Genomic DNA, 13,137 nt, shown 5'->3' with positions numbered 1-13,137 from the left:
ATCATCGCGCGAGATCCTCCAGCATCAGGCCGGCGGTGGCCTTGGCGCTGCCGACCACGCCGGGAATGCCGGCGCCGGGATGCGTGCCCGCACCCACGAGATAGAAATTGCCGATCACATCGTCGCGATTGTGGCCGCGGAACCAGGCGCTCTGCGTCAGCACCGGCTCCAGGCTGAAGGCGCTGCCCATATGGGCGTGGAGGTCGCCGGCGAAATCGCGGGGCGTGTAGTGGAAGCTGGTCACGATCCGGTCATGGATATCGGGGATCAGCCGCCGCCCGACCTCGTCCAGCACGCGCTTTTCCAGCACCGGGCCGATCTTCTGCCAGTCCACCGTCAGCTTGCCCATGTGGGCCACCGGCACCAATGCGTAGAAGGTGCTCTTGCCCGGCGGTGCCATGCTCGGGTCCGTCACCGTGGGGTGGTGCAGATAGATGGAGAAATCGCGCGGCAGCACGCCGTTGGAATAGATATCGTCGAGCAGGCCTTTGTAGCGGGGGCCGAACAGGATCATGTGATGCGGAATGCCCGGCCAGCTGCCTTCGATCCCGAAGTGGACGACGAAGAGCGAGGGGCTGAAGCGCTTGCGGGCGAGCCGGCGCCCTTCCGCCTTGCCGCGCGGATTGCTGCCCAGCAGCTCGCGATAGCTGTGCACGATATCGGCATTGCTGGCCACGGCATCGAAGCCTTCGCGCCAGCCGCTGGCGGTTTCCACCTCGCTCGCGCGGTTGCCGATGGTGTGGACCTGAACGGCGGGATCGCCCAGCCGCATGGTGCCGCCCAGCCGCTCGAAATGGCGCACCATGCCGGCGATCAGGCGGTTGGTGCCGCCGCGCGCCCACCATACGCCGCCGTCCTTCTCCAGCTTGTGGATCAGGGCATAGATGGAACTGGTGGTCATCGGATTGCCGCCCACCAGCAGCGTGTGGAAGCTCAGCGCCTCGCGCAGCTTCTCGTTGCGGACATATTTGCTGACGATGGAATAGACCGATCGCCATGCCTGGTGCTTTGCCAGCGCGGGGGCGGCCTTCAGCATGCTCCGGAAATCGAGGAAGGGCACCGTGCCCAGCCGCAGATAGCCCTCGCGATAGACCGCGGCGGAATAATCCAGGAAGGCTTCGTAGCCGGCGATATCGGCGGGATCGAGCCGCGCGATCTGGCGGCGCAGCTCGGCGTCGTCGTTCGAATAATCGAAATTCGTGCCGTCGGGCCAGTTGAGCCGGTAGAACGGCATCACCGGCATCAGCTCCACGTCCTCGGCGATGTCGTGGCCGCTCAGCGCCCACAATTCCTTCAGGCAATCGGGATCGGTGATGACCGTGGGGCCGGCATCGAAGGTGAAGCCTTCGCGCTGCCAGTGATAGGCGCGGCCGCCGGGCTTGTCGCGCGCTTCCACCACCGTGGTGGCGATGCCCGCGGATTGCAGGCGGATGGCAAGCGCAAGCCCGCCGAAGCCCGATCCGATCACGCAGGCGCGGCGAGTGGCGGGGGCGGGGGCGTTCATGCCGCCACCTGCAGCGCCGGGCGCGTGGTGGCGAGGGCGTGGAGCGCGCCCATCACCGGCACGGGCGGCCGCCCGCAGAGCAGGCGCAGCCGGTCACCCGGGGTGGAGCGGGCGGCATAGAAGCGCTCGATCAGCGGCTCCGGCAGGCCATAGAAGCGTTCGAACACGCGATATCTTTCCTCTGGGCGGGCGGCGCCGAACAGCATGGCGCCGAGGCGGCGATAGAAACGGGTGGCGCGCCAGTGGCGCGCGGCGCGCGCCTCCAGCATGGCGGCGAGCTGCGGCCCCGGCAGGTCGGCCGCCCCGGCGATGGCGAGCGCGGTGTCCACCGCGAAGGGGAGAGTATAGCTGGTGAGCGGATGGAGGAAGCCGCCGCGCGCGCCCGCACGGGCCACGCCGGTCACGCGCAGGCTGGCCTGCCAGGCGGCGAAATCGCCCCCGGTCACTACCGGCAGCACGCCCGTCTCGCTCGCCAGCGTGGTGCCGTGCCAGCCCTGCGCCGCGCAATATTCGTCGATCCGTTGCGACAGCGCCTGCCGGTCCAGCAGCGGGCTGTCCTGGTAATAGGTGTCCTCCACGAAGATCTCATGCGGGGTGAGGGGGAGGGTATAGACGAAGCGATAGCCGCCCGCCTGCTCCACCCGCGCGTCCATGATCGTGGGCGCCTGCACGCCATGCGGGGCAGTGGTGCGCAGGTGTCGGCCCATGAACACTTGCCAGCCGCCGGTCAGATGCGGCGTGGGGGCAAAGCCGCGGCAATCGATCACGGCGCGCGCGCCGATCCGCTCCCCGCCTTCCAGCGTCACGCCTTCCGCATCCAGCGCGGCCACCAGCGTGCCCGTGCGGATCGTGCCGGCGGGCAGGGCCTGCTCCAGCACCGCGGCGAAGTCGGCCGAGGCGAGCGAGCGATAGGGGGTGGCGAGATCGCGCGTGCGGGCCGGGAAGGCCACGCGATAGCCGCCTTGCCACTGCGCCGCGGGAAAGCGGTCCATCAGCGCCGCGCCTGCGGGGGAAAGGTCGCTGGCAAACCAGCTCCACCGGTGATTGCCGCCGGGCCGCTCGCCCGCCTCGATCAGGCGCAGGCGCAGATCGGGCCGGCTCCGCGCCACTGCCAGCGCGATGAGCCCGCCGGACAGGCCGCCGCCGACAAGGGCCAAATCGCAATCCCGCTCGCTCATGCGCCTGCTCTAGCGGATGGCGGCGGGGGCGCAACGCCTGTGCTGTGCGGGCCCGGTGGAACCGCGTGCGCGGCCGTGGGTTTAAGCGGCACAATTATGTGGGGTTCATGCATGAAATCGTTCGTTCCGCTGCTCGGCAGCGCCCTTGCGCTGGCGATCGCCAGCCCGGCCTGCGCGCAGGATTCCGCCGCGCGGGAAGACACCGTGTTCGATGGCGATTACCTCAGCGTCGGCGTCGGCGCGGCGGTGGTGCCCAGCTATGACGGGTCGGACGATTACGTCGTCTCCCCCGTGCCGCTGGTGCAGGGCTCCATCAAGGGCGTGGGCATCAACCCGCGCGCGGCGGGCCTCGCGCTGGATTTCGTGCCCGATGCCGCCGAAGGGCCGGGCTTCAACCTGGGCGTAGCGGGCCGCCTGCGGCTGAACCGGACGCGGCAGATCAAGGATCCCGTGGTGAAGAGCCTGGGCGAGCTCGATACGGCGGTGGAAGTCGGGCCGACGGCCGGCGTCCGCTTCCCCGGCGTGCTCAACCCCTATGACAGCCTGACGGTCACCACCGACGTGCTGTGGGATGTCGCCGGCGCGCATGATGGCATGGTGGTCAATCCCTCCATCGCCTATTTCACCCCGCTCAGCCGCGGCATGGCTGCCACGCTCAGCCTGAATGCGGAATATGGCGACGATTCCTTCGCCGATTACTATTATTCGATCACTCCGGGGCAGTCGCTCGCCAGCGGGCTGCCGGCCTATCAGGCGGATGGCGGCTTCACCAAGGCCGGCGCCTCGCTGCTGATGGCCTATGATCTCGATGGCGAGCTGGCCAATGGCGGCCTCGCCCTGTTCGCCGTCGGCAGCTATTCCCGAATGCTCGGGGATGCGAAGGATTCGCCGATCGTCAGCATCCGCGGCAGCGCCAACCAGTGGGCCGGGGCCATCGGCATCGGCTACACTTTCTAAGGCGCCCTCTCAGTCCCTCTCGCCCTCCTGCCGTTCGCGCAGGAGGGCGGAGGAATAGGGCGCGATCAGCGCCTTTGCCCGCCCCCAGTCGCCGTGCAGCCACAGGTGCTGCGCGCGCGGATCGGGCGGCAGGATCACCGGCATTGCATCGCGCCCGGCGGCGCGCAGCACCGCGTTGGCTGCGCAGCTGAGCAGGGCGAAGGCCGGCACTTCGCTGTCCTTCCACACCCCGGCGAAGGCGAACAGCCTCTGGTCCGTGGGTGCGAACCAGTGGCGGATGCGGCGTCCGTCGCGGTCCGTCCCCGCACCCCACTCCATGAAGGCGGTGGCGGGGACGAGACAGCGGAATTCGCTGTTGCGCAGATTGCCGATCCAGAACGGGCTGTCCGCATTGCGCACGCTGGTGACGCCGCGCCCCGCGCCATCGCGGGCGGAGGGCGGCGGCGGCACGCCCCACAGGCGCGGGATCATCCGCCGTTCCCCGACCCCCGGCCCTGGCGCAGGACGCGGCCCGGCAATAAATTCGCGCCCCGCGGTGATCACCGGCGCAAAGCCGCCGGGCGCCACATGCCCTCCTGCCCAGGGATCGGCCCCGGCCCGTGCGCCGAAGGTGCGGGCGACGGAATGGGCATCCGCATCAAGGCGATAGAGCATGGTCATGCCCGCCGGCCCCTGCACGCCGCCCGCCGCAGCCGCGCAGCGCGTAAGAAATCCGCCACGAAACTGTCGCGCAATGATCGCGAAATCGTCAACACGCCGTCCAAATCGCAGGCCATCGGTCCCGGCGCAATCGAGCGTTCAGGGAAACAACCATGCACCAGACAGTTTTTGCGCGCGGCCCGCAGCCGTGCCGGCTCACCATGCGCCAGATCATGGCCGCGCCGCTCGGCGGGCTGCTCCTCGCCGCCGCACAGCCCGCGCTGGCGGAAGAAGCCGCCGATGCCGCCGCCGACACCTCGCTGGCGGAAGGCGATCCGATCATCGTGATCGGCACCGCCACCGTCTATAACAACAGCGAAACCACCGAACCCATGGTGGCCCAGCAATCGCCGATCACCAGCCCGCTGGCGTTGATCGACAATTTGCCCGGCGTTTCCGTGCAGGAAGGTGACACCTTCGGCTTCGACGACTGGTCCACCAGCGTCAGCATCCGCGGCTTCCAGACCACGCTGGATACGCAGCAGATCGGCATCACAATCGACGGCCTGCCCAATGGCGGCAGCGCCTATGGCGGCGGGTCCAAGGCCAACCGCTTCATCGACACGATGAACATCGGCGGCGTGGCCGTTTCGCAGGGCACGGCCGACATCGGCGCGCTGTCGAACGAGGCGCTGGGCGGCACGATCGACTTCCGCACCGATGATCCGGTGGACGAACGGCGCATGCGCGTATCCGCCACGCTGGGCCAGTTCGATGCGCAGCGCTTCTATGGCCGCTATGACACCGGCCTGATCCTGGGCGATCAGGTGAAGGCGTGGATTTCGGGCAGCTATCAGGAGGCGACCGACTGGGCGAGCGAATCCGCCGACAACCACCGCACCCATTTTGCCGGCAAGTTCGTCACCACCGGGCCGATCCGCATCACCGGCTATGCCGCCTATGACGATACGCTGGAGAACAATTACGATCAGGTCTATTCGGCGCAGCAATTCGCGCTGGCGCCCGATACGGACCAGCTGATCGGCAACTGGACCGGCGTCCCCTATGTCGATCAATCCTATCGCCAGGTGTGGGGCACGCTGCGCGAAAACTTCTTCACCTATCTGAAGGCCGAAGGCAGCATCGGGGACTCGCTCGATCTCAAGGGCGCGGTCTACTTCCACAACATGGTCGGCCGCGGCGACTGGGCGCCCTATTACGTGGTGGACGTGCTGCCGGACGGCACCGGCCCGCAAAGCGAGCTGGTGCCCGGCAACACGGTGAACGGCGGGCAGCAGCTCGGCCGGTTCTATTTCGTGGATGCCAATGGCGTGGCGCTGAGTCCGATCGCGGGCTGCGTGGGCACGCTGAAGTTCCCCTATGGCGGCACCACCGATCCGGCGGTGGACCCGGCCTGCTACCAGGCGGATGCGATCCCCGTGCAGTCCTATCGCCACACCCATTATCGCAAGCACCGCATCGGCGGCACGGGTGAGGCGATCTGGCATGCCCAGCTGGCGGGCGGCGAGAACCAGCTGCGCGGCGGCATCTGGTACGAAGATTCGCCCCGCAAGGAACATCGCGACTGGCACCTGCTGGTGGATGCGCGCGTGGGGCCGGAATTCTACAGCGAGCCTTACTGGACGCAGTATAGCCGCGAATATCCGCAGACGACCTTCAAGTGGTATGCGGAAGAACAGTTCGAATATGGCCCCGTTACCGCCACGGCCGGGATCAAGCAGTTCCGCGCCACGGTGGACCGGCGCGACCAGTTCGGCCAGAGCGCCGATGTGGATCTGACCTCCACCTCCAAGGTGCTGTTCTCCGGCGGCTTGCAATATCGCGTGGTGCCCGATGTCACCCTGTTCGGCGGCTATGCCGAAAACTACAAGGCGCTGACGGACTCGATCCTGGAAGTGGCCGCGGCCGATCTGGACAGGCTGAAGCCCGAAACATCGCGCAATATCGAAGCGGGCGTGCGCTACACCACCGGGCGGCTGCAGGCTTCGGCCACCTATTTCAACAGCGTGTTCAAGAACCGGCTGATCTTCCTTTCGGCCAACAGCGGCTCCGGCATCGACTATCTGGGCGAAGGCAGCGGCACCTGGCTCAACGCCGGCGGCATCGACGCGGAAGGCGTGGAGCTGGTGGCCAGCTATCGCCTGCTGCCCTCGCTGGGCGTCTATGCCAGCTACACCCACACCGATGCCACCTATCGCGGCACGGGCGATGCCGATCTGGATGCGGAAAACGGCATTGTGGACGGCAACCAGGTCACCGGCATTCCCAAGGACATGTTCGTCCTTTCGGCGGACTGGAACAGCGGGCCCTTCGTGGCCGGCGTTTCGGGCAAATACACCGGCAAGCGCTTCGTCAACCGCGCCAACAGCTGGGAAGCGGACAGCTACTTCCTGACCGACGTCTATATCGGCGTGAACGGCGAAGGGATCAGCGATGTGCTGAAATCCATGTCGTTCCGGCTGGTCGCCAACAATGTGACCGATGAAAGCTATCTGGGCGGCATCTCCAGCGATGCGGCCTGGATCGGCGCCCCGCGCACGGTGAGCTTCACCGTAACCGCGGATTTCTGATCGGATGACCGGCAGCCCCGCCTGCCCGTGCTGCGGCATGGGCGGGCGGGGCGCCTCTTTTGTCGAAGCGAAGGATTGCGCGATGAGCCAGCAGGGCAGGGGATGGAATCGGCGGCAGGCGGTGGCCGCGCTGGGCGCGGGCGGCATCGCCGCGGGCCTGCCGCTGCGCTTGCAAGCGGCAGAGCCTGCCTCGGCCCGCTTCCGCCATGGCGTGGCCAGCGGCGATCCGGACAGCTCCAGCCTGGTGATCTGGACCCGGGTAGAAAGCGATGCCCCGCAGCAGGCGGTGGAATGGCAGCTGGCCACCGACGCCGCCTTCACCGCCGTGGCCCGCTCCGGCCGTGTCACCACTTCGGCCGATCACGACTATACGGTGAAGGTGCTGGTGGAGGGGCTCGAGCCCGGCCGCCGCTATCACTATCGCTTCGTGATGGATGGGGAGGTGTCGCCCGCCGGGCGCACGCGCACCCTGCCCACCGGCGCGCTGGACCGGCTGGGCGTGGCGCTGGTCAGCTGCTCCAACTATCCCTTCGGCTATTTCAACGCCTATGATGCCATCGCGCGCGATCCGCTGGTGGATATCGTGCTGCACACGGGCGACTATATCTACGAATATGGCGCCGATGGCTGGGGCGCGGAGGCCGGGCGCAAGCTGGGCCGCCTGCACGAACCGGCGAACGAGATCGTCAGCCTCTCCGATTATCGCACGCGCCATGCGCAATATCGCCGCGACGCGGGGCTGCAGGCGATGACCGCGGCGCATCCCTTCATTGCCTGCTGGGACGATCACGAAAGCGCCAACAATCCGTGGATCGGCGGGGCGGAGAACCACCAGCCCGCGCAGGAGGGGGACTGGCTATCCCGCCGCGCGGCCTCCATCCAGGCCTATTACGAATGGCTGCCGATCCGCGAGCCGGGGGTGGGGCGCAGCCGGGCGGAATTCTGGCGCAGCTATCGCTTCGGCGATCTGGCCACGCTGGTGACGCTGGAAACGCGCCACACGGCACGCGCGCGGCAGATCGACTATGCCGATTATGCCGGCGCCTTCACCAGCAAGGCCGATGTCGAGAAGTTCCGCCGCGACGTGCTGGGCGCGCCCGACCGGCCGATGCTGAGCCATGACATGGAACTGTTCCTGGCCGATGCGCTGTCCCGCTCCGTGGCGGAGGGGCAGCCCTGGCGGGTGATCGGCAATGCCGTGCCCATGGCGCGGATGGAGGTACCCGATCTGGTGGGCGCCGGCCTGCTGCCCGCGGCGGACACCCCGGGCCTCGCCCCCGCGGCGCAGGCGCTGGCGTGGAAGGCGCAGTGGAACCTGCCCTTCTACACCGACACATGGGACGGCTACCCCTGGGCGCGGGAGCGGTTCTACGATCTGTGCAGCAAGGCCGGCGCGCGCGACCTGATCGTGCTGACGGGGGATAGCCACAGCTTCTGGGCCAACCGTCTGGCGGATGGCGCCGGGCGGCCGATGGGCATCGAACTGGGCACGGCGGGCGTCACCTCGCCCGGCGATTTCCTCGAAAGCGGGTTCGACCGCGATCTCTCCGCCCGGCTCGACACCGCCTTTGCCGAAATGGTGGAGGAGGTGCTGTGGACCGACAATTTCCACCAGGGCTATGTGCGGCTGGACCTGCGGCCCGACGCGGCGCAGACCAGCTTCATCGGCATGTCCACCATCGAAAGCCCGGATTACCGGCCGCTGATGCTGCGCAGCTACGCCATCGCCCGCGCGGGCGGCAGCGTGGAACTGCGTGGCGGGGCGGGGGCCTAGCCGGCGCTTTTCAGCGTCTTGTCCCGCTGGGGATAGACGTCATAGGTCTTGCCGTTCACGGTGATGGTCTCGGCCTTGAAGCCGCGCACATCGCGGTCGCGCGCGCGGTGGCCGGTCAGCACCGCCGCATCCCCGGCCTTCGCCGCATCCGGCCCGAAGCCCGACCGCTGGGCGACGATGGGCGGCGAGAGATCGACCTCCCAGGTCTTCCCTTCGCTCAGCAGCTGCAGGTGCATATGCGGATTGCCGAAGCTGATGGACTGGATGGTGCCGGCAAGGCGGCTTTCCTCATCCTCGGTCCAGGCCCAGCCGTGGTGGGCGGCGGCGGCCACCGGCGCGGCGAGCGCCAGCGTGGCGGCGAGCAGGCGGGCATGCGTGATCATGGCGAATCTCCCTTTCGCCCTCCCGCGCCGCCTTCATAGCACAGGGCGCACGCCCTGTCCGCCGCCACGCTTGCAGGGCCGGCGGCGAACGCCTAGTCTGCGACTCATCCCCGGGGGAGCGCTGCGACGGCGCTTGAGATGGTGGCACGAGCCGCCGACCCGCTGAACCTGATCCGGTTAAGACCGGCGGAGGGAGGGAGCGGTTTTCATCCGGAAATCCGTGGCTCTCGCTCCGATCAATGGAGAGCATGTGCCATGGCCGATATCCCCTCCCGCCTCGAAATCGGCGTGACCACCGGGCCGATCCGCGGCAGCCGCAAGATCCATGTCGGCCCGCTGCAGGTCGCCATGCGCGAGATCGAGCTGGAGCCCTCGAGCGGGGAGCCGCCGGTGCGCGTCTATGACACCTCCGGCCCCTATACCGATCCCGCCGCGGTGATCGACATCGCCGCCGGCCTGCCGCAATTGCGCCGCCCCTGGCAGCTCGCCCGCGGCGATGTGGAGGAATATGCCGCCCGCGCCGTGAAGCCGGAGGATAACGGCCAGCTCGGCCCCGACCGCAGCGGCGGCGTGCCCGCATTCCCCAATGTGCACAAGAAGGTGCTGCGCGCGAAGCCGGGCGCCAATCTCTCGCAGATGCACTACGCCCGGCGCGGCATCATCACGCCGGAAATGGAATATGTGGCGGAGCGGGAGAATCTCGGCCGCGCCCGCCTCGCCGAATACCACCGCGAGGGTGAAAGCTGGGGCGCCGCCATCCCCGATTACGTCACGCCCGAATTCGTGCGCGACGAGGTCGCCCGCGGCCGCGCGATCATCCCCAGCAACGTCAACCACCCGGAAGCGGAGCCGATGGCGATCGGCCGCAACTTCCTGGTCAAGATCAACGCCAATATCGGCAATTCCGCCGTCGCCAGCGATGTGGCGGCGGAAGTGGACAAGATGGTGTGGTCGATCCGCTGGGGCGCCGACACGGTGATGGACCTCAGCACCGGCCGCAACATCCACGACACGCGCGAATGGATCATCCGCAACAGCCCCGTGCCCATCGGCACCGTGCCGATCTACCAGGCGCTGGAGAAAGTCGGCGGCATTGCCGAGGAACTGACCTGGGAAATCTTCCGCGATACGCTGATCGAACAGGCGGAGCAGGGGGTGGACTATTTCACCATCCACGCCGGCGTGCGCCTGCCCTATATCCCGATGACGGCGAAGCGCGTCACCGGCATCGTCAGCCGCGGCGGCAGCATCATGGCCAAATGGTGCCTCTCCCACCACAAGGAGAGCTTCCTCTACGAACATTTCGACGAGATCACCGAGATCTGCAAAGCCTATGACATCGCCTATTCGCTGGGCGACGGCCTGCGCCCCGGCTCCATCGCCGACGCCAATGACGAAGCGCAGTTCGCCGAACTCTACACGCTGGGCGAGCTGACCAAGCGCGCGTGGGAGCAGGACGTGCAGGTGATGATCGAAGGGCCGGGCCATGTGCCCATGCACAAGATCAAGGAGAACATGGACAAGCAGCTGGAGGCCTGCGGCGAGGCGCCCTTCTACACGCTCGGGCCGCTCGTCACCGATATCGCGCCGGGCTATGACCATATCACCAGCGGCATCGGCGCGGCGCAGATCGGCTGGTACGGCACCGCCATGCTCTGCTACGTCACGCCGAAGGAGCATCTGGGCCTGCCCGATCGCGACGATGTGAAGGTCGGCGTCGTCACCTACAAGCTGGCCGCCCATGCGGCGGACCTTGCCAAGGGCCACCCGGCGGCCAAGGTGCGCGACGATGCGCTGAGCAAGGCGCGCTTCGAATTCCGCTGGCGCGATCAGTTCAACCTCAGCCTCGATCCCGACACGGCCGAGCAGTATCACGACCAGACGCTGCCCGCCGAAGGCGCCAAGACGGCGCATTTCTGCTCCATGTGCGGCCCCAAGTTCTGCAGCATGAAGATCACGCAGGAAGTGCGCGATTTCGCCGCCCGCCAGCACAACAATCCCCCCGCCGCCGCGCCCAGCGTGGCCGAGGCGGAGGAAGGCATGCGCCGGATGAGCGAGAAATACCGCGAGATCGGCAGCGAGCTCTACATCGGCCAGGGAGACCGCGAGCATGACTGACAAGGCGAAGGGGCCGGCCTCCTATTTCCCCTCGATCGAGGCGAAATACGGCCGGCCCATCGCCGAATGGCAAAGCCTGATCCGCGCCCGCCAGCCCGCGAAGCACATGGAACTGGTGGCCTTCCTCAAGCAGGAACACGGCATGGGCCACGGCCACGCCAACGCACTGGTGGCCGCCACGCTGGCGGAGGGGTAAGGGCGGCGGGCTAACCCCCGCCCCACCCGCACCCGCCCATCCTCCCCGTCCGGGGAGGGGGACCAGCCGCAGGCTGGTGGAGGGGCACAGGCGGGTGGCGCCGTGCAGGTCAGCCCGCGCCGGGCGCAGCCCTGCCGCCATCCGCGACCCCGGCGGGGGCAAAGCCCGCCAACCATCCCCAACCCCGCTCAGCCTGAGCTTGTCGAAGGCTGCGGGCTGAGGGAGAAGATTGGCGATCCTCGTGGCTGCCGACGGCCTATTGCCGCCTTTCGGCTTGCTCATCCCTCGGCGTGGCGATGCTTATCGTGTAGAAGTGGCGCAAGACCTGCGGCAGGCGCGCCGCAGCGGTCGGCGTTGAACTATTCGCCATGAGGGCTGCTGCTGGCGATGATCTTTCGGTCCCGCTGGGTGGCGATGGGGCGGGCGGGGCTATGGCGATGCTCCCCGTCTCGTGAGTGAAAAAATATAGAAGGCAGAAAGTTAGATGAGTCTCATAACGCCAGAGCTCCGTGAAGCGTTACGTGATTTCGCAATAAAAGCTCGCGAATGCACTGTCTCAGATATCACTGACATGCAATTCGCGCGGTTTCGTTACCACAAAGGCACAGCTTTCGAGGTCTCGGATGCTGTTATTGAATCCCAGCGAGAGTTTATCAGACGAGCTATTAAAAAACTCGGGCCGGATAGGGGACATGGGAAAGTACTCGCGAAAGCTTTGTGGGATTTTGCTGCCGCCGAGAGCGACGAACATCGTATTAACGACCGAGCTGTCTTGGATGAGGCTCTGAAGCAGATAGAGGAGACATCAGCTTCGATCTGCGAATTTTTTCGTCCCTGTCCTTTGGTGCGCCTTCCTAGCGATGTGGAACGCATAGAGATTGGGCGTGTTATAATTGAAAAGTCGGAATCAAAAGTAAAAGAATTGGAGAAAAATAAGAATAATCTTAGGTTCATTATCGGTGATGATTGGGGGATTGGGTTGAATTTTGAAGGTGAAGACGTGAAGTGCTTTGCCAGCATACCCAAGACGATGTGGGCGATAAAACTTTCTGCGGCAGATCCCCTACGCGAAGAGGAGGCACTTTGGCTGGTAGATATTTCCCTGACGCTTTTAAGGTTAAGTGTAAAAAGGCCTGATCTCGGATTACTAGCCCCTAGCTTAGGAGATAATGAACCTCACCCGTTCTTGCTCCCGGATAGGAGCGACCACAGTTTGGCGATACTCCCGAACGGCACTGCGGAAATGGGAGGGCTGTCAACTCCGAATGTTTATGAAATCACGAGCGAAGGGGGCCGGGCAATTCACGAGCCCTTGACGCAACGCAAAATCGCAATGATTTTTGAGCCTCGTGCGGGATCTATCGCTGAGCGCTTTGCGCAAGGGTGTGGTTGGCTTACCAGGGGCCGCAGAAGCAAAGATCGTTCCGACAGGTTGCTGTACTTTTTTACGGCGATAGAAGCTCTTCTATCGGATTCGGATCGGAGCGCCCCAGTGGTCCAAACGATAGCTCGGCATTCCGCTACACTGCTCTCAGATGAACATGAGAAAAGAGAGGCGATAGCGCGGGATGTGAAGAATCTATACGGGATTCGATCCGCGTTAGTTCATGCTGGAAAGCGCGGTGCATACGATATCGATTGCAATTCCGCGCAATTAATCACCGAGCTTTTATACGCAAGAATTTGGAGCGACATCGATCTTTCGATTAGTCATCGAACACTTTTGGATGAGCTTGGTAGGGCAAGCTACGGTTCAGAACTTCGTGTACCGCTAAGAGAGTGACAACGTGACTGATG

General features: G+C 65.9%; 10 protein-coding genes and 1 riboswitch. Of the genes, 6 read left to right on the top strand and 4 right to left on the bottom strand.

The features are described 5' to 3' along the window. Window position 1: 1 nt before the first annotated feature. Entirely contained in the window at window positions 2-1,504 is a 1,503-nt protein-coding gene (locus tag AEB_RS17555) for a phytoene desaturase (RefSeq protein ID WP_119084280.1), read from the bottom strand. Then, window positions 1,501-2,682: a lycopene beta-cyclase CrtY gene (crtY, locus tag AEB_RS17550; protein WP_119084279.1), complete on the bottom strand. Its 1,182-nt coding sequence runs from the start codon at window positions 2,680-2,682 to the stop codon at window positions 1,501-1,503. Before crtY ends, AEB_RS17555 begins: the two co-directional genes overlap by 4 nt. Before the next feature lie 111 nt (window positions 2,683-2,793). On the opposite strand from crtY, the gene AEB_RS17545 reads away from it, so the two are divergent. Further along, the gene (locus AEB_RS17545) at window positions 2,794-3,639 is read left to right on the top strand and encodes a MipA/OmpV family protein (protein ID WP_119084278.1); all 846 of its coding nucleotides are present in this window, start codon (window positions 2,794-2,796) and stop codon (window positions 3,637-3,639) included. Between the two features lie 9 nt (window positions 3,640-3,648). Here the strand turns inward: AEB_RS17545 and AEB_RS17540 are convergent, their stop codons facing one another. After that, the gene (locus AEB_RS17540) at window positions 3,649-4,299 is read right to left on the bottom strand and encodes an SOS response-associated peptidase family protein (RefSeq protein ID WP_231958815.1); all 651 of its coding nucleotides are present in this window, start codon (window positions 4,297-4,299) and stop codon (window positions 3,649-3,651) included. 152 nt (window positions 4,300-4,451) lie between these two features. On the opposite strand from AEB_RS17540, the gene AEB_RS17535 reads away from it, so the two are divergent. Together AEB_RS17535 and AEB_RS17530 are read left to right on the top strand one after the other, a co-directional pair. After that, window positions 4,452-6,869 carry a TonB-dependent receptor gene (locus AEB_RS17535; RefSeq protein WP_231958814.1) on the top strand — a complete coding sequence of 806 codons (2,418 nt, stop codon included), beginning with the start codon at window positions 4,452-4,454 and terminating at the stop codon, window positions 6,867-6,869. Between the two features lie 82 nt (window positions 6,870-6,951). Then, window positions 6,952-8,643, top strand: a complete 1,692-nt coding sequence (locus AEB_RS17530; RefSeq protein ID WP_119084748.1) for an alkaline phosphatase D family protein — start codon at window positions 6,952-6,954, stop codon at window positions 8,641-8,643. Here the strand turns inward: AEB_RS17530 and AEB_RS17525 are convergent. Further along, entirely contained in the window at window positions 8,640-9,026 is a 387-nt protein-coding gene (locus tag AEB_RS17525) for a DUF6152 family protein (protein ID WP_231958813.1), read from the bottom strand. The genes AEB_RS17530 and AEB_RS17525 overlap by 4 nt on opposite strands. Before the next feature lie 102 nt (window positions 9,027-9,128). Beyond that, window positions 9,129-9,238, top strand: a riboswitch (TPP riboswitch). 43 nt (window positions 9,239-9,281) lie between these two features. Here AEB_RS17525 and thiC point away from each other — a divergent pair. The 3 genes from thiC to AEB_RS18090 all read left to right on the top strand — a co-directional run bounded on the left by thiC (window position 9,282) and on the right by AEB_RS18090 (window position 13,123). Next, the gene (thiC, locus tag AEB_RS17520; protein WP_119084277.1) at window positions 9,282-11,144 is read left to right on the top strand and encodes a phosphomethylpyrimidine synthase ThiC; all 1,863 of its coding nucleotides are present in this window, start codon (window positions 9,282-9,284) and stop codon (window positions 11,142-11,144) included. After that, window positions 11,137-11,340 carry a DUF4287 domain-containing protein gene (locus tag AEB_RS17515; protein ID WP_119084276.1) on the top strand — a complete coding sequence of 68 codons (204 nt, stop codon included), beginning with the start codon at window positions 11,137-11,139 and terminating at the stop codon, window positions 11,338-11,340. The genes thiC and AEB_RS17515 overlap by 8 nt, the downstream gene beginning before the upstream one ends. A gap of 484 nt (window positions 11,341-11,824) precedes the next feature. Then, entirely contained in the window at window positions 11,825-13,123 is a 1,299-nt protein-coding gene (locus AEB_RS18090) for a HEPN domain-containing protein (RefSeq protein WP_145985330.1), read from the top strand. Window positions 13,124-13,137 lie beyond the last annotated feature (14 nt).

Origin of the sequence: Altererythrobacter sp. B11, assembly GCF_003569745.1 — a bacterium.
Taxonomy (GTDB): Bacteria; Pseudomonadota; Alphaproteobacteria; order Sphingomonadales; family Sphingomonadaceae; genus Croceibacterium_C.
The sequence above is the reverse complement of the archived record's forward strand: the minus strand, read 5'-3'. Positions and strand labels throughout refer to the sequence as shown.

Coding starts and splice junctions, on each gene's coding strand:
- AEB_RS17515 (WP_119084276.1), top strand. CDS start 11,137: ATGACTGACAAGGCGAAGGGGCCGGCCTCCTATTTCCCCTCGATCGAG.
- AEB_RS18090 (WP_145985330.1), top strand. CDS start 11,825: ATGAGTCTCATAACGCCAGAGCTCCGTGAAGCGTTACGTGATTTCGCA.
- crtY (WP_119084279.1), bottom strand. CDS start 2,682: ATGAGCGAGCGGGATTGCGATTTGGCCCTTGTCGGCGGCGGCCTGTCC.
- thiC (WP_119084277.1), top strand. CDS start 9,282: ATGGCCGATATCCCCTCCCGCCTCGAAATCGGCGTGACCACCGGGCCG.
- AEB_RS17545 (WP_119084278.1), top strand. CDS start 2,794: ATGAAATCGTTCGTTCCGCTGCTCGGCAGCGCCCTTGCGCTGGCGATC.
- AEB_RS17555 (WP_119084280.1), bottom strand. CDS start 1,504: ATGAACGCCCCCGCCCCCGCCACTCGCCGCGCCTGCGTGATCGGATCG.
- AEB_RS17525 (WP_231958813.1), bottom strand. CDS start 9,026: ATGATCACGCATGCCCGCCTGCTCGCCGCCACGCTGGCGCTCGCCGCG.
- AEB_RS17535 (WP_231958814.1), top strand. CDS start 4,452: ATGCACCAGACAGTTTTTGCGCGCGGCCCGCAGCCGTGCCGGCTCACC.
- AEB_RS17530 (WP_119084748.1), top strand. CDS start 6,952: ATGAGCCAGCAGGGCAGGGGATGGAATCGGCGGCAGGCGGTGGCCGCG.
- AEB_RS17540 (WP_231958815.1), bottom strand. CDS start 4,299: ATGACCATGCTCTATCGCCTTGATGCGGATGCCCATTCCGTCGCCCGC.